Annotated in this window: 19 protein-coding genes and 1 pseudogene; 16 read left to right on the forward strand and 4 right to left on the reverse strand. The window is 37.9% G+C overall.

Translation table 11 applies throughout. The annotated features are described in order from the left end of the window. The first annotated feature begins 62 nt into the window (after positions 1-62). The 3 genes and pseudogenes from FNK51_RS09750 to FNK51_RS09755 form a co-directional block, all read left to right on the forward strand. Positions 63-857 (forward strand): D-alanyl-D-alanine carboxypeptidase family protein, encoded by a 795-nt coding sequence (locus tag FNK51_RS09750; RefSeq protein WP_286178630.1) that lies wholly within the window; start codon positions 63-65, stop codon positions 855-857. 310 nt (positions 858-1,167) lie between these two features. Further along, complete coding sequence (locus tag FNK51_RS26520) at positions 1,168-1,317, forward strand: hypothetical protein (RefSeq protein ID WP_181762231.1); 150 nt, start codon at positions 1,168-1,170, stop codon at positions 1,315-1,317. Positions 1,318-1,744: 427 nt separating this feature from the next. Further along, positions 1,745-1,876: pseudogene (locus FNK51_RS09755) on the forward strand (recombinase family protein); the annotation flags it as partial. A gap of 73 nt (positions 1,877-1,949) precedes the next feature. Here FNK51_RS09755 and FNK51_RS09760 read toward each other — a convergent pair. Together FNK51_RS09760 and FNK51_RS09765 are read right to left on the reverse strand one after the other, a co-directional pair. Continuing rightward, positions 1,950-2,591: a GTP pyrophosphokinase gene (locus FNK51_RS09760; protein WP_098370179.1), complete on the reverse strand. Its 642-nt coding sequence runs from the start codon at positions 2,589-2,591 to the stop codon at positions 1,950-1,952. Positions 2,592-2,935: 344 nt separating this feature from the next. Beyond that, the gene (locus tag FNK51_RS09765; RefSeq protein WP_098370174.1) at positions 2,936-3,151 is read right to left on the reverse strand and encodes a hypothetical protein; all 216 of its coding nucleotides are present in this window, start codon (positions 3,149-3,151) and stop codon (positions 2,936-2,938) included. A gap of 374 nt (positions 3,152-3,525) precedes the next feature. On the opposite strand from FNK51_RS09765, the gene FNK51_RS09770 reads away from it, so the two are divergent. From FNK51_RS09770 to FNK51_RS09785, 4 genes are all read left to right on the forward strand, one after another. Beyond that, positions 3,526-3,969, forward strand: a complete 444-nt coding sequence (locus tag FNK51_RS09770) for a MarR family winged helix-turn-helix transcriptional regulator (RefSeq protein WP_098370173.1) — start codon at positions 3,526-3,528, stop codon at positions 3,967-3,969. A 1-nt stretch (position 3,970) separates the two neighbouring features. Continuing rightward, the gene (locus FNK51_RS09775) at positions 3,971-5,047 is read left to right on the forward strand and encodes a threonine aldolase family protein (protein WP_141993178.1); all 1,077 of its coding nucleotides are present in this window, start codon (positions 3,971-3,973) and stop codon (positions 5,045-5,047) included. Next, positions 5,016-5,735 carry an alanyl-tRNA editing protein gene (locus FNK51_RS09780; protein ID WP_141993179.1) on the forward strand — a complete coding sequence of 240 codons (720 nt, stop codon included), beginning with the start codon at positions 5,016-5,018 and terminating at the stop codon, positions 5,733-5,735. Before FNK51_RS09775 ends, FNK51_RS09780 begins: the two co-directional genes overlap by 32 nt. A 232-nt stretch (positions 5,736-5,967) precedes the next feature. Next, the gene (locus FNK51_RS09785; protein ID WP_141993180.1) at positions 5,968-6,255 is read left to right on the forward strand and encodes a hypothetical protein; all 288 of its coding nucleotides are present in this window, start codon (positions 5,968-5,970) and stop codon (positions 6,253-6,255) included. A gap of 173 nt (positions 6,256-6,428) precedes the next feature. Here the strand turns inward: FNK51_RS09785 and FNK51_RS09790 are convergent, their stop codons facing one another. Then, positions 6,429-6,839: a VOC family protein gene (locus FNK51_RS09790; protein ID WP_220126980.1), complete on the reverse strand. Its 411-nt coding sequence runs from the start codon at positions 6,837-6,839 to the stop codon at positions 6,429-6,431. Positions 6,840-7,230: 391 nt separating this feature from the next. Between FNK51_RS09790 and FNK51_RS09795 the strand changes: the two genes are divergently transcribed. The 7 genes from FNK51_RS09795 to FNK51_RS09825 all read left to right on the forward strand — a co-directional run bounded on the left by FNK51_RS09795 (position 7,231) and on the right by FNK51_RS09825 (position 16,716). Then, the gene (locus FNK51_RS09795; RefSeq protein WP_141993182.1) at positions 7,231-7,728 is read left to right on the forward strand and encodes an SRPBCC family protein; all 498 of its coding nucleotides are present in this window, start codon (positions 7,231-7,233) and stop codon (positions 7,726-7,728) included. 485 nt (positions 7,729-8,213) lie between these two features. Then, the gene (ppsA, locus tag FNK51_RS09800) at positions 8,214-10,829 is read left to right on the forward strand and encodes a phosphoenolpyruvate synthase (protein ID WP_141993183.1); all 2,616 of its coding nucleotides are present in this window, start codon (positions 8,214-8,216) and stop codon (positions 10,827-10,829) included. A gap of 357 nt (positions 10,830-11,186) precedes the next feature. Beyond that, on the forward strand, positions 11,187-11,888 hold the full coding sequence (locus FNK51_RS09805; protein ID WP_098370164.1) for a response regulator transcription factor: 702 nt from the start codon (positions 11,187-11,189) through the stop codon (positions 11,886-11,888). Further along, positions 11,885-13,228, forward strand: a complete 1,344-nt coding sequence (locus tag FNK51_RS09810; RefSeq protein ID WP_141993184.1) for a sensor histidine kinase — start codon at positions 11,885-11,887, stop codon at positions 13,226-13,228. The genes FNK51_RS09805 and FNK51_RS09810 overlap by 4 nt, the downstream gene beginning before the upstream one ends. Positions 13,229-13,308: 80 nt before the next feature. Further along, the gene (locus FNK51_RS09815; protein WP_181762232.1) at positions 13,309-14,046 is read left to right on the forward strand and encodes a PepSY domain-containing protein; all 738 of its coding nucleotides are present in this window, start codon (positions 13,309-13,311) and stop codon (positions 14,044-14,046) included. Between the two features lie 302 nt (positions 14,047-14,348). After that, positions 14,349-14,942 carry a beta-class carbonic anhydrase gene (locus tag FNK51_RS09820; RefSeq protein WP_098370161.1) on the forward strand — a complete coding sequence of 198 codons (594 nt, stop codon included), beginning with the start codon at positions 14,349-14,351 and terminating at the stop codon, positions 14,940-14,942. A gap of 16 nt (positions 14,943-14,958) precedes the next feature. Beyond that, a complete protein-coding gene (locus FNK51_RS09825; protein WP_141993186.1) occupies positions 14,959-16,716 on the forward strand; it encodes a SulP family inorganic anion transporter in 1,758 nt (585 codons plus the stop codon). Between the two features lie 142 nt (positions 16,717-16,858). Here the strand turns inward: FNK51_RS09825 and blaOXA are convergent, their stop codons facing one another. Continuing rightward, entirely contained in the window at positions 16,859-17,650 is a 792-nt protein-coding gene (gene blaOXA, locus FNK51_RS09830; RefSeq protein WP_141993187.1) for a class D beta-lactamase, read from the reverse strand. A gap of 143 nt (positions 17,651-17,793) precedes the next feature. Between blaOXA and FNK51_RS09835 the strand changes: the two genes are divergently transcribed. Both FNK51_RS09835 and FNK51_RS09840 read left to right on the forward strand, forming a co-directional pair. Beyond that, a complete protein-coding gene (locus tag FNK51_RS09835) occupies positions 17,794-18,492 on the forward strand; it encodes an alpha/beta hydrolase (protein ID WP_353617860.1) in 699 nt (232 codons plus the stop codon). A gap of 125 nt (positions 18,493-18,617) precedes the next feature. Then, complete coding sequence (locus FNK51_RS09840) at positions 18,618-19,007, forward strand: iron chaperone (protein ID WP_141993188.1); 390 nt, start codon at positions 18,618-18,620, stop codon at positions 19,005-19,007. Positions 19,008-19,063: the final 56 nt, after the last annotated feature.

Here is a 19,063-nt window from a genome sequence, read left to right on the forward strand (position 1 = left end):
ATGTTAGTAGCCAATATGTAAAAATATCAAACTCTTCATCTGGCTCTAGTACAGCAACTGTAATCTATACAGCAACTGCTAATCTGAATGTCCGTACAGGACCATCTACTGCTAATAAAATTATAGCAACAGTTAAACAGGGCACAAAGTTAACGGTTACTGGAAAAGATCCAAATGGATGGCTAAAGGTAAGCTTAAATGGTCAAACAGGTTATGTTAGTAGTCAATATGTAAAGGTATCCAATCCTTCATCTGACGCCATTCAGGTTGTTGCAAAGCCTGAAAGTATTCCAGTGCTAGTCAATAAAAAAAATAAGCTACCAGAAAACTATGTACCAAAAGACTTAGTATATACGTCGATACCGTTTACTTTTAAAGAAAAGACAGAAAAAAGAAAAATGCGAAGTGAAGCAGCTGCTGCCATTAGCAAATTATTTGCGGAATCCAAGAAGCAGGGAGTAAGTCTTCTCGGTGTATCTGCATACAGATCACATGCTACACAAGTTGCTCTATTTGATTATTATGTAAAAAGGGATGGTTATGCCAAAGCAATCACATACAGTGCATTACCTGGAACAAGTGAGCATGAAACAGGCCTTGCTATTGATGTGACAGGAGGAAATGGTAAATGCGCGGCACAGGATTGCTTTGGAGGTACTAAAGAAGCAAAATGGCTCCAGGCACATGCAGATGATTATGGATTTATTATCCGATACCCTAAAGGAAAAGAATCAGTTACTGGTTATAAATATGAACCATGGCATCTTCGATATGTAGGCAAATCAATAGCTCAAACTATTATGAGCCAAGGAATTACTCTTGAAGAATATTATTATACTAGAGCCGTTCAAAACTAAAGAAATGCTCCTAAAGATATATTGGTTCTAGTGCTAAAACTTTAATACACTATACGCAGTGGATAGCCTCATCAAAAACTTGATGAGGCTATTTATATTTAGGTATACTACCTAGAACTGATTATGTAAAAGAGATAGACAAATAATGTGCTTTTCTTATAGAACTAACGGGTGCGTTAGCTGAAGATCGGAGCTGTCTTTAAGGCAGCTTTTTCTTATGGAACTATCGGGGCAGAATAGTTGAAGAACGAACATGGTTTTTTATGGTAAAATCAACTTGATTATTTTCATTAAGGAGTCTACCTGCAATATGAAATTAGATGATAAAAAGATTCAAATGGAATATAGGGAGAAATTACAGCAAAAGAAACAGAATAAAAAATTCACACTTGAAGCAATCGTAGTTGCTCTTATCATTTTTCTATTCATTGTTTTAAATTCAATTTTTAAAACCTTTTAACTGTTTTTTATGTCATAGCTTGTGTTAACTCTACAATAAGTCTTATTCAACTAACGGGTGCGTTAGCGCCATAAGAAGGCCGCTAATTGGTGGCCTTTTAAAAGTATGATTCTTTATATAATCATACTTTTTTTGTCTTGCTCCCTCTTTTTAAACAAAAACTGTGACATATGAGAAAGGTAAATTAAAAGGTATGAGCCCGGTACAATACCGAGCTCATGCCCAACGGGCTGCCTAACGAGATAACCTGTCTAACTTTATGGGGTCAGTTCACGTAGAGAAGATCGACTTTTTAGGTTGGAATTCTCTTAGAGTATAAAATTTCCGATATGGGAGGTATAGTGTTGTTCCTATCGTTCGTAAAAGTACATTTTTGCGAACGGCGCATTTTTTTATAAAATCACCTACTTTTAACGTCCGTTAAAGTATGGATAAACAAAGTGGGAAAAATTTTGAACGAGAACAATATCAATTGTTAAAACGAATGATCCGGAAAGGGGATGTTCTTTACATTCATTCACTGGATCGTTTTGGACGGAACAAGGATGAAACCCTTAGATTCTAAGACTAAGTGTTTTTATTTGTCAGATTGACTTAAGGTTGTAAATGAGAAAGGTGTCACGATTGTTTGCTTAATTGGCTAGTAATTTTGTTCTTAATCTTGACATTTCTTTATCCATTAAGGAAGAAGCTTTGGCAAGCTCAATTAGCTGCTTTTGAGCATCCTCTGGTATAGTCTCGCCTTGATATTTATAGTTTAGTTTATGCTCGGTGGATGCCCAAAAATCCATAGCGGAAGTACGAATTTGTATTTCTGCAGGAACCCATATTATTTCGTTGGATAGGATGACTTGGGTTTCTACAATCAGGTGCAAACTTTTATATCCGCTCATTTTCGGGTCCTGAATATAATCCTTTACGCGTATCATTCGAATGTCTTCACGTTGCTCGATATGCTCCTTCAACATATATACGTCATCAATAAAACTTGTGACAATTCTAACTCCCAAAATATCTCTTATTTCATTCCTCACCGCTTCTTGTGTTAAAGGAATTTCTTTTCTTTGTATTTTCTCCACCAAAGAACTTAATTTTTTCATACGTGTTTTCATATGTTCAATAGGAGAATAGCCATGTTGTGTTTTCCATTCTAAGTCAATAACCTTGAAATCACTTTCTAATTCATGTAATGCCATTTGGTAAGGTAAAAAGAACCCCCTCCAATTGTCTAATACTTTTTGAATAACCTCGATTTTCATCTTTTTTTTCAGCATGTCCACAGCCCTCCTGTTATTATTCTGTTATCATAACCAAGATACCCTAAAAAAAAGCAACTTTCCATTTTTGTGAAAGTTGCTTTTACTGATTATTTATCAACAGAGTGAATAAGATTGTGAAGAAATGTACTTAGACTAACGGGTGCGTTAGCTTAAGATCTGGAATGTGCTATTCTTTAAGACTCACTAAAAATAATCAAAATATTTTATAAAAACTGTATACTAAATCACAAGAAAATCCATTTTGATCAATCATTTTTCAAAATGGATTTTTTTTATTTACGCTAATATGTGGGTTAAAGAGGACATATTGATTAATCTTTATTTCAAAGCTACAGCAGTTAAAACATTTCATTAACTTCCCATGATTCAACTATTTGATGCGCCATCCTTGGATCATATCCTTTACCCATCAGATAGGCAATAGCTGCAATTTCCATCATTGCATGAGGGATGGATGTTTTTTGAGCTTCGTTTAAACCATACTGTACCCATGGTCCAACCTGTGACAGTGTTTCTTGTTTGAGATGGTGTGGGTTAGTGTAAGAAGGATACACAATATTACATCCTTTCAAAATATAGTTAAATATCACTATCCTATATTATGCACCTTAACTCATCCCGTGTTCGATAATCTCTAATTTTATAGATTAAAGTTATAAATCAAAGGATTACCTTTTTCAACAATAGAGGGAGGTTAGTTTAAGTGAGGAATTTTACAATTATTTCTAATTGAAGTATTGTAACTTCCTTGAGAAGAAAAAATCACCCTAAAAAAACTAAATCAGTTTCAAGCTAAAAGTGAATTTTTTGAAATTGGTTAAACTAGTGTATCGATTGATTCTTCAAAGATTTACGAAAAAAGTTGACAAAGTCCACTAATTACAATAATGTATTAGTGGATTAAGTCCACTAAAAAAGGAAGTAAAGAATGAATATAAGTAAAAATACCATGGCTGATATACGGCAATTCAATAGATTTTATACGAATATACTTGGTGTATTGGATAAGCATATTTTGGATACCGGGTATTCTTTCACTGAGGCAAGGGTAATTTTAGAAATCGGTTTGATGGAGCAGTGTATAGCAAACAATTTGGTTGATAAGCTGGAAATCGACCGCAGCTATATGAGCAGAATAATTAACAAGCTGAGTAAAGATGGACTGGTCATGAAGGAAAACTCGACCTTGGATAACAGAACTAGTCTGATTCGGTTGACCCCTGAAGGGATGACTCTTTTTAACCAGCTTAATGAAAGATCTGATGAACAAATAGTGAGGTTATTCCAAGGATTATCACAAAATGAAATAAAAGAAATCCATGCTTCTATGATGTTCATTCAGAAAAAATTAGATAGTTTGGGGAGAATATAGGATGATACGTTTTGAAAATGATTATACAGAAGGTGCTCATGAGCGAATTCTGAAACGATTAATAGAAACCAATGAAGAACAAACACCCGGATATGGAGTGGATGAACACTGTGAAAAGGCGAGAGCTTACATTCGAAAAGAGTGTGATGCGGCGAATGCAGATATACACTTTTTAGTAGGGGGAACACAAACGAATACAACTATCATCGCTTCAATTTTGCGGCCGCACCAAGGTGCAGTTGCTGCAATTACCGGGCATATCGCGGTACATGAAACAGGAGCAATTGAAGCCACTGGTCATAAAATACTTACTTTGCCGAGTGATGATGGAAAAATTCAAGCTGAACAGGTGAAAGAATTATATGATGCTCACTGGAATGATGTTACTCATGAGCATATGGTACAGCCAGGCTTGGTTTACATTTCTAACCCTACGGAAAATGGAACGACTTATAGTAAAGCCGAATTGGAAGCATTAAGTAAAGTTTGCCGGGAATGTGGTTTGCCATTGGTATTGGATGGAGCTAGATTAGGGTATGGTTTGGCTTCAAAAGACAGCGATTTATCCTTGGCAGATGTTGCAAGGCTATGTGATGTGTTCTATATAGGGGGAACGAAAGTTGGTGCAATGTTTGGTGAAGCGGCAGTCATCATGAATGATGCCCTGAAAAAGGATTTCCGGTATTTTATCAAGCAAAAGGGAGGATTACTGGCTAAAGGGAGACTATTGGGGATCCAGTTTGAAACCTTATTTGAAGATGGCTTATACTATGAAATTTCTAATCATGCCGTGGAAATGTCAATGATGATTCGAGAAGCATTTGTTGAAAATGGATTTTCATTACGAAATGATTCCACATCAAATCAGCAGTTTCCCATTTTGCCTGAAGATGTAATTTTGGAATTAGGCAAAAAGTATTCATTCTCCTTCTGGGAAAAGGTCGATGCTACACACAGTGCTGTGAGATTTTGCACCAGTTGGGCTACGAAAAAAGAACATGTTGAAATGCTGGTAGAGGATATCAAGGCAACAAAAGGAGAAAAAAATGGCCACGATAGAGTTATATTCAGACAATAGTTATCTAAAAGAATGTTCGGCAAATATTGTTTCGATACAAGACCGGTTTGTCGTGTTCGAGCAAACCATTTTTTATCCAGGTGGCGGTGGGCAGCCTTGTGACCGAGGGGTTATTAAACAAGGTGATGAAACTTATAATATATTAACAGTAAAAAAAATAGATGGTGAAATCATTCATGAACTAGAACGCCCATTACAGGATATTAATCAAACGGTAGAAATGGAGATTGACTGGTCTTGGCGGTTTCAGAATATGCAGTATCACACATTATTGCATGTCATTTCAGGTTATTTATATCAACATTACAATGCTTTAGCTACAAGCAGTCAAATTGAAAAAGAACATGCGAGATTAGAGCTGTCTTTTTCTCCTGAAATAATGGGAGAAATACCATTTGAACAATTAGAACAATCGATAAAGAAGGTACTGGCACACCCCCATCATGTTTACACGAAAACAATTAGCAGGACTGAGGCAGAGCAAAAGGAAGGGGTTATTAAAACGGTCATTAATTTACTTCCAGCTTCTCTTAACGAAATTCGAATCGTTCAAATAAATGATATTGATGAGCAAGCATGTGGCGGAACCCACGTCAACAACACAAATGAAATTAAAGACTTTTCCATTATGAAAATTCAACAAAAAGGTCCCACGAAAAAAAGGATTAAAATTCAACTATTGGATTAAGTTCTGCTATCCCTTCTTTTATCAATGAGGAATATACGGGAATAGTTCCATAAACGGCAGCATCAAATAGAACAATATTTTTATCCCAAGCTGCAGCTGCCAATTGTAATTACCAGGAGCTGATCTGCAGCTCCTTTTCTTATGCACCAAAAGGTCAGCTATGTTGAAGAAGACCAGTTTGCTTATGGTATAGTTTATTAAATTTAGATTGTAGTTTTATGGGGGGAATTTAATGTCAAATAAGTTGAAAGATGTAATGGGATTGTTTTTTGAAAAAAGTGAGAGTACAAGACCATTTACTCTGATTAGATATTTAATGATAATATTAATGGGCTTGAATTTAATATTAGGGTTAATAAATGAGTTTAATTTTAATTTCATAAAATATTTATTAATCTTATTAGGAATTGGTTCAATAATAGACGCATTCGAAAAACTCTTAAAAAAGGAAAATAAGAGTTGGATGTTATTAGATTTTGGTGTTGCGTTTATATGGTTCACACTATTTTTTTTGTATTGAACGAATTAACCGGCCTTACTTCAATAAAGGAGTGGCATCGGCAGCTCTTTTTTTATGGAGCTAAAGAAAGATTGTTCAACAATTGGGCCAGATGTTGAGGAACTTTTACCGAATAATAAAAAACAACCAGTCAAATAACCGGTTGTCTTTTGGCCTTGGATTCAAGTATCGTTTTAATTGACAGTAAACATCCATGAAATACCAAATTTATCCTTCAACGAACCGTGAAGTTTCGCAAAGAATGTTTCATGAAGATCCATATGTATAGATCCATCTTCTTTTAAAATGTTCCATGCCTTTCTGGCTTTTTCCTCCGAGTTAAGCTCCACGCTTACAACCACTTTGTCACTATCATTCAATTCGCGTTTTGAATCAGAACCCATAATAAATCCATCTTCTGTTATTCTTAATTGTGAGTGTAGAACAAGTTCTTTATCACTCTCTTCAACAGGAAAGTCTGGACTTGAAGGGAGCTCACTATATTTTTGCATCGCAATAAGTTCCCCGCCAAAAGCCTCAATATAAAGTTTGAAAGCCTCTTCGCATTCTCTATTAAACATTAAATACGGTTTAATCATTTTCATTCTCCTTTGAATTAAGATTGGATTCCTTAGTGATAACTGCTACCAAGATTGTCTTCTTATCAGTATATACGAACATAAGTTCTGTTTTCAAGTAAAAACTTCTAAAGCATTCTTTTTTTATTAAAAACTTAAACATGTATCATTATGTACAAAAATATCATTTTCTTATTCTCCACGTGAAGGAATATAATTCTAATAAATCGTGGTGTAAAGATGAATACTACATTATTAAGTGCTCTTGATCGTCGAATTTATAAGCTTCGTTCAGAACCCTTTAAGGCATTAAACATTTGGTTGGAACGGTATCGTGAAATATGGGAAGAAAAACTCGACAGCTTGGAACTTTATCTGAAGGAGCTACAAAATAAAACACAATAATCGGAGGAATAAAATGTTTACAAAAACTGAAATTACCCGAAGTTTCAACTCTACTCGTGAGCTTGTATTTAAGGCATTTACCGAATCAGAACATCTGCAGAACTGGTGGGGCCCAAAAGGATGGGCTTTTAATATTTCCAAGTTTGAGCTTCGTGAGGATGGTGTCCTCCATTACAGCCAGACATCTCCTGACGGTAATGTAATGTGGGTCAAATTCGTTTATCAAGAAGTAAATGCTCCAGAGAAACTTGTTTACACCTCTTTCTTTTCTGATGAAAAGGGTAATATCGTACGTGCTCCTTTTAACGACGGCTGGCCATTGGAAATTCTCAATACTTTTACATTCACCGAGCATGAAGGTAAAGCAGTACTTACGATGATTGGGACACCTGTATCACCGACTGAGGAGGAAATGAAAACTTACGAGGAGTCGCAGGAAATGGTACAGGCGGGCTTTTCAGGAACCTTCGTTCAACTCGCTGATTACCTCTCGAATATTTCTGAAAACTGATATAGATCGATGAAGAACAAAAAAACAATGAGAACACTGTTAATAGCAGTGTTCTCATTGTTCTTATTAAAGGGAACTTTAATGGGGTAACGAAAAAAGCCCGATTTCTTAATATAGAAATTGGGCTTTTTAATATTGGAATTCATTATCATTTTAAATTGCATTTTCATGACGATTGCATTTTTTGCAGTCAATTGTCTTGTGGAATTTTTCTTCCTTTAATCATTGATAAAAAAGAAAAACTGTGGTAAATTTATATAGCTATACACTGTAAAAGGATTTTTATATAAATCATCCCTATTTTAATTATACTTCATAAAATCCTTTTCAGTCAACCCCTAATTTTATTTTTTTAAAGGAGTGTTTGATGAACATGGAACTTCGCCAGGAGCAAGAACGAGCGAACCGCGCAATTGGTTGATCAGATGAACAATTTTTGTCATAGAATTCGTCTTGGTATTGAGCGATAAATGGGAGGGAAAGAAATGAAACCATATGTACTAGAGTTTCGGGAGATCGATAAAACGCAACTTTTGCTCGCCGGAGGAAAAGGGTCGAATTTAGGGGAACTATCGAAGATTCATGGAATACAAGTGCCAGAAGGATTTTGTGTTACGACAGAAGGTTATCAAAAAGCCCTCGAACAAAACGAAGCCTTCTACGCATTGGTGGATCAACTATCTCTGCTAAAAGTAGAGGATCGAGATCAAATTGGTGAAATCAGCAGGAAGATTCGACAAATCATTATGGAAGTAGAAATTCCTTCCGATGTTGTGAAAGCAGTTGCTCACTATCTCTCCCGGTTTGGCGATGAACATGCTTATGCAGTGCGTTCTAGTGCGACTGCTGAGGATTTGCCACATGCCTCTTTTGCTGGTCAACAAGATACTTATTTAAACATCATCGGTAAGGCAGCAATCTTACAGTATATCAGCAAATGCTGGGCTTCCCTGTTTACGGATCGCGCGGTAATCTACCGTATGCAAAATGGATTTGACCACAGACAAGTTTATTTATCCGTTATCGTTCAAAGGATGGTTTTCCCACAGGCTTCAGGGATTTTATTTACAGCTGATCCGATTACTTCTAACCGAAAGCTGCTATCGATCGATGCCAGTTTTGGACTTGGAGAAGCACTGGTCTCTGGCTTGGTATCTCCCGATTGTTATAAAGTAAAGGAAGAGGAAATCGTTGATAAGATGATAGCAACCAAAAAATTGGCTATCTATGGACTAAAAGAAGGCGGAACAGAGACCCAGCAGATCGATCCCGATCAGCAAAAGACTCAAACACTTACTGAACAACAAATTTTACAACTAGCACGTACAGGAAGACAGATCGAAGCTTATTTTGGTTGCCCGCAAGATATCGAATGGTGTTTGGCTGATGATACATTTTATATTGTCCAGAGTCGGCCGATCACTACTTTATACCCCATCCCTGAAGCAAATGATAAAGAAAATCACGTTTATGTATCTGTTGGTCATCAACAAATGATGACTGACCCCATAAAACCATTGGGAATGTCGATATTCCAGTTAACATCATTTGGACCCAGGTTTAAAGCTGGTGGAAGGTTGTTTGTTGATGTTACACATAGGCTGGCTTCACCTGACAGCAGAAAAATGTTATTAGATGCCATGGGACAACACGATCCGCTCATGAAAGACGCACTCATTACCATAATAGAGCGAGGAGATTTCATAAAATCTTTACCAAATGATAAGCAAGAACAGAGTTCCGGTAAAAGCAATAAAAGTGTGTCTTCTGCGGATTCTAGGGCACAAATCGAAAACGACCCGACCATCGTTTCTGATTTGATTAAGAGTAGTCAAACATCGATAGAAGAGTTAAAACAAAACATCCAAACGAAATTAGGATCGGATTTATTTGATTTTATTCTGGAAGATATCCAGATATTAAAGAAGATTTTATTTGACCCACAAAGTTCAGCTGTGTTTATGGCTGCTATAGATGCCTCATCATGGATCAATGAAAATATGAACGAGTGGTTAGGTGAAAAAAACGCAGCCGACACCCTTTCTCAATCTGTACCAAACAATATTACTTCGGAAATGGGTCTGGCGCTATTGGAGCTCGCAGATGTGATTCGTCCTTATCCAGAAGTAATTGATTATTTACAACATGTAAATGATGATAACTTTTTGGATGAACTGGTTAAGTTTGATGGTGGACAGGAAACCCAAGACGCTTTCCATGATTATCTCCGCAAATACGGAATGCGATGTACCGGAGAAATCGATATTACTAAAACTCGTTGGAGCGAAAAACCAACTACACTCATCCCTATGATTCTCAGTAATATCAAAAACTTTGAGCCTAATGCCAGCGATCGGAAATTTGAGCAAGGGCGACAGGAAGCTTTGAAAAAAGAACAAGAGTTATTAGATCGATTGAAGCAATTACCGGATGGTGAACAAAAAGCCAAAGAAACAAAACGAATGATAAGCCTAATCCGGAATTTCATCGGTTATCGGGAATATCCAAAATACGGCATGGTTAATCGTTACTTCGTTTATAAGCAGGCTTTGATGAAAGAAGCCGAACAGCTCGTGCAAGCCAAAGTCATTCGTGAAAAAGAAGATATATACTATCTCACTTTTGAAGAACTTCACGAAGTCGTCCGCACAAATAAATTGGATTACCAGATCATCAGCAAACGAAAAGACGAGTACAAATTATATGAAAAACTAACTCCTCCACGTGTTATCACGTCTGATGGTGAAATCATTGTAGGTGAGTATAAACGAGAAAATCTCCCAGCCGAAGCTATTGTAGGTCTACCTGTTTCTTCCGGAGTTATTGAGGGACGTGCGCGTGTCATCTTAAGCATGGAAGATGCTGATCTAGAAGAGGGAGATATATTGGTCACCCCCTTTACCGACCCTAGCTGGACACCATTGTTTGTTTCCATAAAAGGTTTAGTTGCCGAGGTTGGTGGACTGATGACCCATGGAGCAGTTATCGCACGTGAATATGGCTTACCGGCGGTTGTCGGGGTGGAAAATGCCACCAAGATAATAAGAGACGGGCAACGAATTCGCGTGCATGGAACAGAAGGGTATATCGAAATAATATAATTCATTACATTTAAATCATAAATAAAGACCATTCGCTTTCACGTAGTAACCAAAGCCCAATTTCCCGCCTGTAACACCGGGAAATTGGGCTTTTTTATATTTGGATTTTAATAACGTCGTAAATTCGCAGTTTTCTATTCAAGTGATGCTATTTCAGCATGTTCGTATCTATTGGATGGGAACCATTCCGAAAAAAAAATCGTTTCCATGTACTCACGATAGCCTCTGGTATTAGGCCCTATTAACCCGTTATAATACCCTATTTTATTAGTATTCTAACTGTAGTATCTTTGTTTGACAGAATACATAAATAGGGACAGTCCCACACAAACAACCCCCGCAGAGGAGGCCTTACAAATGAGTGAAGAATCAATACTAATCGTGGAAGACGAAGAAAAAATCTTAAGACTGCTTGAATTGGAGCTTGAAATCGAAGGCTACCAAATCGGAAAGGCAATGGACGGAAATGAAGCCCTTAAAGCGTATCGATCAGGAAAATGGGATTTGATCTTATTGGATGTGATGCTTCCAGGCATAAGCGGGATCGAGCTGCTTCGGAAAATTCGTATGAAAAACAATTCCACTCCAGTCATCCTGTTAACTGCAAAAGGCTCGGTTGAAGATAAAGTTTCCGGTCTTGATCTCGGTGCGAATGACTACATTACTAAACCTTTCCAAATTGAGGAATTGCTAGCCCGAATTCGTGCGGTTTTAAGAATGCGGACTGCTGTACCTTCAATAGAAGATGAGGACGATGGATGGCTCAATACCGCTGATTTAAAGGTGAATGTCAAAACACGCGAAGTCATTAGAGGTGAAAGTCAAATTGCCCTAACGCCCAAAGAGTATGATTTACTTCTTTATTTACTGAAGAATAAGCGTCAAGTGCTAAACCGGGATCAAATTCTGGAAGCGGTTTGGGGGTATGATTTCTATGGAGAAACAAACGTTGTGGATGTGTATATCCGATATGTTCGCAAAAAGCTCGAATTTGGCTTTGATACGCCGCTTATCCATACTGTAAGAGGCGTTGGTTACGTCATGAAGGATGCAAAATGAGACTTCGGAAGAAAATAAATTTATATACAGCGGTGTTATTCATTTTCCTGCTCCTTTTAATGAATGTTTCCATTTATTTTGTATTCAGTAATCTGATGATGGTGAATGAACTTAATCGTGCGAAAGCGGAGACAAAGAAAATTTCCTTTGATGTTAGTAAAAATGTTAATGATATTTCACCAAATGATTTACTTCGGGCCTATCTGCCTATAGATGGCATGATCGGTATTGTAAACGAAGGTCAACGAAAAGGAACAGTCGTTACATCCAATTCTGAAAAACAATTAAGCAATCGGGATAGTAGCTTTTATCGGGGTGAGAAGAGCGCGATCATCACTTATCAACAGAAAAAGTATGTATTCGTTTCAAACCCGATCGTTTGGGGCGATGGAAGTGTAGTTAATCTACAAATCACCAAAAGCATTACAGCAACCGAAGAAATGCTCGCTGTTCTGCGCATCGTATTAATCGCTGTAACGGTCATTGCCATGATACCTGTTCTGATATCAAGCGCCATTCTTAGTAACTTCATCGCCCGTCCGATTCGATCGATGATTGATACGATGAAGGAGATTCAAACAAGCGGCCAATTTAAGCGACTTAGCCTAGAGGAAAAATCAAAAGATGAACTTGTGGAAATGGGAAAAACCTTTAATCACATGATCGATTTGTTGCAAGCTAACTTCGAAAAACAGGAGCAATTCGTATCGAATGCTTCACATGAATTAAAAACACCGCTAACAGTCATCGAAAGCTATGCAAGTCTTTTGAAGAGAAAAGGGTTGGAGCGTCCTGATTTGTTTGCTGAATCAATAGAGGCCATCCATTCTGAAGCCATAAGAATGAGAGAGATGACAGAGGAAATGCTCCTGCTAGCAAAGCATCAGGAAAAATGGAATATAGAGAAGGAAACCATCATTCTGAACGACATCATTGCAGAGTTAGCGAAAGTGTATAAAAATGCGTACAATCGAACAGTGGAGATTTATAGTAGCGATGCAATTGAAGCAGTAACGGACATTCAAAAGTTAAAACAGCTTTTGTTCATTTTTTTAGACAATGCAAGAAAGTATAGTGACGAGCATATCGCAGTCTACATAGGACAAACAAGTGATGAAGCATATATCCGCATCGAAGACAGAGGGGATGGAATTCCAAAGGCTGAATTGCCAAAAGTGTTCGATCGCTTTTATCGTGTAGATAAAGCGAGAAGCCGAAAGCAAGGCGGATCAGGATTGGGGCTTTCCATGGCAAAGGAAATTGCTGATGCAATTGATGTACGGATTGAAATGGATAGTCTCGAAGGCAGGGGAACGATCGTCACTCTTTTATTTAATTAAGTCTCTTAAATAGTGAATTCTTATATAGTCTCATTTTATCAAGATTAATAAAGTTAGAATGACGTTGGATGGGGGTTACGATGAAGAGTAGAAAAATGCTGATAACAGCTGGATCAACTCTCGTTTTCGGTCTGCTATTATTCGTCGGATTTCAATGGTGGGCTCCATCATTATCCGCGGAAAGCTTGACGAAAGAAGAAGTGAACCAGACGGCAAAGGATAAATATCCTGGAACCATTATAAAGACAACGAAAAGTGAAGGTGAAGAATATCAGATTGAAATGCAGCTTGAAACCGGAGTGTATCAAATTAGGATGGATGCGAAAAGCGGTGAAGTTCGTTCACTAAAAAAAGAAACCATAGTTCATTCAGCTGAAGAAACGACGGAAAGCATACCCCAAAAGCAACTTACCCAAAAAGAAATAAAGGACCGTATTTCCTCGCAAGGTGATCTGGAACAAATTGATTTTGTGCAGGAGAAAGACAATTCCTTTTATAAAGCAGTGGTAAATAAGAATGACGAAAAAATCACATTAATACTCGACCCATATACTGGAGCTATTATTGACTCGACAATGGTGGCAGATAGTATCATTACAGAAAAGGAAGCAATTGCGATTGCGGAAAAACATGTAAAAGGAACAGGTGACGATACAGAATTTTATCAGCCCCCAGATCAGACACCTTATTATTTGATCGAAGTTGAATTAGAGGATGATCGAGACGCGGTCGTCCAAGTGGACGGCTACACAAAAGAAGTAAAAACAATCACATGGGAAGATGATGAAGAGAATGATAATGATGGCCCTGAAAACTAATTAAAGGGTTTATTAATCAAGACGCAATGGAACAAATCATAAAAAAAGGGTGATGCCTATTAATGGGCATCACCCTTTTTGGCTAAGGTGAGTAAGAAAAATGCAAAAGAAAAGAGAAGAAAATGTAATAATTCTCACTAATTTCTAATCCTTCTATCATTTAACTCTAATTTAATATCTCTAACATGAAATAAAGCACCAAATGATAAAACAGAGCCAAATAAATTGGTTGGATGAAAGGCATCTGGATTATTGTACATAGAACATTTCCAACATATTTCAACGAGAAAGGAGAATAAGTAATGTCAGTTATTTCTAGCATTCTGGATTACAACAAAACGTTTGTCGACCAAAACAAATATAAAGAGTTTCAAACGACAAAGTATCCAGATAAAAAGATCGTCATCATAACATGCATGGATACCCGTCTGTTGGAATTGCTTCCAAAGGCGATGGGTTTAAGGAATGGAGATGCGAAAATCATTAAGAACGCTGGAGCTATTGTTTCCCATCCTTTTGGCAGCATTATGCGCAGTATCCTTGTCGCTATTTATGAGCTGAAAGTGGAGGAAGTATGTGTGATCGGACATCACGGATGCGGGATGGTGGGGCTTCGATCCTCTTCACTTCTTGATGCCGCAAAGCAGAAGAAAGTCAGTCAGGAGCATATTGATGTCCTTACAAACTCTGGTATTGATTTATCAAAGTGGCTGTCAGGTTTTCAATGCGTAGAGGAGAGTGTAACGAATAGTGTCCGCTTGATCGAAAATCATCCATTATTACCGGAATCCATTGCCGTTCACGGTATGGTCATCCATCCCGAAACAGGTAAATTGGATCGAATCATAGATGGATATAGCAACGTTATCAGCAAGGACAAAATACATATTCAATAAAAGAAGGAGCGATAAAATGATGGGATCTAGCAGGCTTGAAGGATACAACTTAGGCCATTTTCAGAAAGACCTGGTTGCCGGGGTGGTAGTTGGGATTGTAGCGATTCCTTTAGCGATGGCTTTTGCCATTGCTTCTGGAGTAAGACCGGAATATGGACTGTACACATCCATTATTGCCGGAATCATGGTCTCCCTTTTTGGAGGATCCAAATATCAAATTGCAGGCCCGACTGGAGCCTTTGTCCCGGTCTTGTTCGGTGTGGTCATGCAGTACGGATATGAAAAACTGTTAATCGCCGGTTTCTTGGCAGGCATCATGATTTTTCTTATGGGTATATTCAAACTGGGAAGATTCATCAAGTTTATACCACGTCCAGTTACCATCGGCTTTACTGCTGGAATTGCCGTGATTATCTTCTCTGGGCAGATTGCCAATTTCTTTGGGCTCAGTAACTTAAAAAAAGAAGAAGCCTTTCTTTTAAATATGAAAGAAATCTTATTGAACTTCAATACAGTGAATTTCTATAGTGTACTGGTCGCTATCATAAGTTTAACTCTCGTCATACTGACTCCAAAATATGTACCGAAAATACCTGGAGCATTGCTGGGATTGCTTGTATCAACTCTAGCAGCCAGCTTATTCTTTCCAGGTCAGGTAGCGACAATTGGCTCGGCCTATGGCGCCATTCCTAATGCATTGCCCCAATTTCAGTTTCCCCAGATCACTGGCGGCCTAGTGATTGAACTTCTTCCGGCTGCTTTGGTCATTGCCATGCTTGGAGGAATTGAATCACTATTATCAGCTGTAGTGGCAGACGGCATGACCAACAGTAAGCATAACAGCAATAAAGAGCTGATAGGGCAAGGATTGACCAATATGATTACGCCTTTATTTGGAGGCATTCCAGCTACAGGTGCCATCGCGCGTACAGCAACGAATATTAAAAACGGTGCCGTTTCCCCTATATCAGGTGTGATTCATGGGCTGGTGGTATTGCTCGTGTTGGTCAGCCTGGCTCCATATGCTTCGGCGATTCCATTGGCCAGCATGGCCCCCATTCTTATGTTTGTCGCATGGAACATGAGCGAACGAAAGGAATTTTCGCATATCTTAAAAGCAAAAACCATGGACTCGATCGTATTGATCGTTACCTTCGTGTTAACCGTATTGATTGATCTGACAACAGGCGTCGGGATCGGATTACTATTAGCGATTCTATCTTTCGTTAAACTGATGAGCGGTACATTGAAATTATCCAAGGTATTACCAGATCCAGCTGATAAACTAGTTAAACCAGAAATGGTGCAACAAGGTTCAAGCTGTCCGCAGATAAACATATATACGATAGAAGGACCATTATTCTTCGGTTCGATCGAAAGGCTGCAAGAAGAAATCGAAGAAATAATGTTTTCAAAACCTAAAGTCCTCCTATTAAGAATGAGCAATGTGCCATTTATCGATACATCGGGAGAAGCGCTTCTCACCGAAATCGTGAAGCAATTCAAGTTTCATAATCTACAAGTGTTGATTTCCGGGATTCAACAGGAACCAAAAGAAATGCTGAAAAAAACTGGATTCATTAAACTGGTAGGTGAGGAACAATTCTTTTCCAGTACGGGTGATGCCATTAATAAAGCTTTATCCAAACTGGATGAGAACCGTTGTAAAGGATGTAAACAGTTTTCTTTTGCTGAATGTACCGCACTCTCACAGCAGGTCCAAAAGCCTGCGTTATTAAAACAAAAAAGAAAACGGGAGATAGGTTTAACATGACTCCTGTCAGGAAGATAAGGCATCTGCTATTGGCAGATGCTCATTTTCTTTGATTATAAAGTATACCTATACCCATGGTTTATCAGATATCTTCAAGACAAAGCAAAACGCATGCCCAAGAATTTTGAGCATGCGTGAACTATTATTCTTTTATGATATCCAACTCTTTCAGCGCATCAAGCGTAATCGTTTTGGCTTTGCTTCCGCTGCCGTCCAGGTTCGTTGCGAAGGCCCATTTGCCTTTGTCCGTTTCGATGTAACCCACATACCAGCCCAATCCCATATCAGAAAGGCGTGTACCGGTTTTTCCATGGAGGACATATGAGTCTGCTTCTTCATTGATCATGATTCTCTTAACGGTTCTCATATGCTGCTTATCGATAGGCAGTTTTTCCTCTACAAGGTTTTCGATGAATTGGACTTGTTCCCGGGCAGAAATCTTTATGCTGCTGTCGAGCCAGAACTGATCGATCCCACCGGAGATATCACGATTGCCGTAATTGATCAGGTTCACATATTTCTGCATGTTTTCCGCCCCGATATCGCGGGCCATTGCTTGATAATACCAGATCACGGAATGCCTCATGGCTGAAGCCAACGTATGATCTCTGTTCCAATCTTCAAATTCCCTTATTACGCCATCCCAGCGCTTCACTTCATATTCATCGCTCACCGCTTTTGTCTGTAAGCCGATTAATGCATTCGCGACTTTGAATGTCGATTCTGGAGTGTAGCGTACTTTACTTCTCTGTTTGTTATAAATAAATACTTTATCATTTTTTAAGTTTTGGAGAACCATCGTGCCTTCCGCACCATCGAAAGACTCCCCGATATCCAGTTCTTTCACCTTTTGATCGTTTGCGCTTGCATGAATTGTGCCCATGGAACCAGTGACTAGCAGGACAAGGATGAAACATAAAGTTTTAATTTTCATTACACACTCTCCTTTAAGGCTGGATTGATCGATCATCAGAAGTAATTTCCATAAAATAGGTTGACAGCTAAAGTATACCTATTCCCGATAAAAAACGAAACCTAATTCTTGGATTCTATCTAGATAGTATCAATCAAGGAGGAATGCAGCAGGTAGCTAATGAATATATAGAGCAAACGATAGAATGGGAGGAATCTATCTTGAAGGTTAACCAAAGAAAAATTAATGGTAATGAAAAGGAAATTACATACACACATATTGAAAACGGAAGTCCAGCCGTTTGTTTTATGTTTTCAGGTGCGGGGTACACGTATGAGAAGCCGTTATTCTATTATTCAACAATGATGATGCTTCAAAATCAGTTTGATGTCGTGCATATTCATTACGCTTACGACCAGGATATTTTCAAGCATCCATTGGTAGATATCACAAAAGTGATCGTTAATGATATTAGTCCCGTCATTACGGAAGTACTTCAAAATCAAGAATATCAAGGAACAGTGTTTTTAGGCAAATCACTTGGTACAATACCTATCATCAACGGAATGATGAAAAATGAGCGGTTTATGAATGCCAAAATGATTTTGCTCACGCCACTATTGAAGTTCGATTCGATTTTTGAAGGGTTATGCAGCAACCATTCAGCACATATAGTTATAGGAGAAAAAGATCATCATTATATTCCAGGTAAAATTGAAAGGATTGAAAATAAATCGAACATAAGCATGGATAAAATCCCACATGCTAATCATTCTTTGGATATTGAACCATTGAATACTTCAAGGTCGATTACCATGCTAGAAGGTGTAATGAATAGAATGGAAGAGTTCTTAAAAAAATGACTCTCTTTATATAGGTTAGCGAAAAAATACAAATGGGATACAATCCACTAACGGGTGCTCGGGTTGGTGGAGAGGAAAAATGTTATAATAAAGGTATTGTAGCTGGTTTTATGAAAGGAGAAATCATGGAAGGAACCAATACTTTTCATTCAATTGATGAATACATTATACAATTTCCCGAAGAAGTTCAGGAGATATTAAAAACTTTAAGAAAAGTCATAAAGGATGCAGCGCCGGAGGCAGAAGAAAAGATAAGCTATCAAATGCCTACCTTTGTTTTATATGGAAATCTGGTACATTTCGCTGCCTATAAAAAACATATAGGTTTCTATCCAACTCCAAGCGCGATCACTGCTTTTGAAGCTTCATTAACTGAATATAAATGTTCAAAAGGGGCCGTTCAGTTTCCGCTAAACAAGTCAATTCCTTATGAATTAATAACCGAGATGGTTATATTTAGAGTGGAAGAGAACAAAAAGAAGAAAGCAGAAGGGAAATTGAAAAAGAAAAAATAACAGAAACAATTATCGGAATTCACTAAATATTTAACATTTGATTGTGAGATTCAAGA

Source organism: Bacillus sp. B4EP4a, assembly GCF_006680105.1.
Classification (GTDB): domain Bacteria; phylum Bacillota; class Bacilli; order Bacillales; family DSM-1321; genus Peribacillus; species Peribacillus simplex_E.